This is a genomic window from Streptomyces rectiviolaceus, from assembly GCF_039533825.1.
GTDB classification, from domain to species: domain Bacteria; phylum Actinomycetota; class Actinomycetes; order Streptomycetales; family Streptomycetaceae; genus Streptomyces; species Streptomyces rectiviolaceus.
Genome location: NZ_BAAAUG010000101.1, coordinates 1 through 1001, shown reverse-complemented (window position 1 = coordinate 1001; position 1001 = coordinate 1). Strand labels below are relative to the sequence as shown.

The 1001-nt window shown below is 77.8% G+C and carries 1 pseudogene; it reads right to left on the bottom strand.

What is annotated here, in order from left to right:
* A pseudogene (locus ABD378_RS27080) lies at positions 1–1001 on the bottom strand (LuxR family transcriptional regulator); the annotation flags it as partial.

Genomic DNA, 1001 nt, shown 5'->3' with positions numbered 1-1001 from the left:
GCCCGGAGTTCACCGCGGCTGCGGTCCGCCCAGGCGCGCGCGCCGCACCGCTCGAAGCCGACCAGGGCGTCCCGCAGCGGGCCGCGCGCCTCGCGGGTACGGCGCCTGCGGCGCAGCCACTGGCCGTAGAGGAGCTGCGTACGGGCGCGTTCGAACTCGCCGGGTGAGCGGTCGTGGTGCGCCAGGGCGCTCTCGTACGCCGCGGCCGTCTGCTGCGGCCCAGCCAACAGGGCACGGCAGCGGGCCAGTTGGGCCGGGGCAAGTCGGTCGGCGGTGGTCTCGGCCCAGCGGGTGAACGCCGCTGTGGCGTTGCGGGCCTCCGTCGTGCGCCCGGCCTGGACTGCCGCCTCCACGAAGCACGGGACGGCAAGCATCCTGACCGCGAAGTGCCCGCGTCGGGGTCCCGGGGCGACCAGCGGAGCGAGCCGGGCCGCCGCGTCCCCCGGACGCCCCGCGGCGAGATCCGCCCGCGCGACGGCCCAGACGGCGAGCGTGGCGGGCTGGGTGAGCCCGTGCGGCCCCGCTCCCTCCGCCACGGCTGCCGCGTGCGCCGCGCAGACCTCCGCGTCGCCCTCCACGGACGCGGTGAGAGCGAGGACGGCGTGCCGGGAGACCGCGACGTTGGGCTGCCCGGTGCGGTGCGCGGCCCTCAGCCCCTCAAGTGCGTGCGCCCGAGCCCTGGTGTGGCGGCCCGCGCGCAGTTCTCCGTAGGCCAGGTGTTCCAGGGCGCGCGCAAGGAGGACCTCGGGGCCGTACGCGCGCACGGCCGCAAGCGCTCGGGCACCTGCCCCGCAGGCGGTCTCGACCTCGCCGACGACCAGGGCCGCGGCTCCGGCGCGCAGCAGCCCGGCGGGATCGCTCGTCTCGGGCAGGCCGTCCAGGCAGCGGCGCAACCATGCGTGCCCCTCGGCGGTGCGGCCCGAGAGGACCGCGCACATCCCGGCGCGGAACGCCTCCAGGCCCTGGAGACCGTCGGGCATCGCGGTGACGACGAAGCCGTC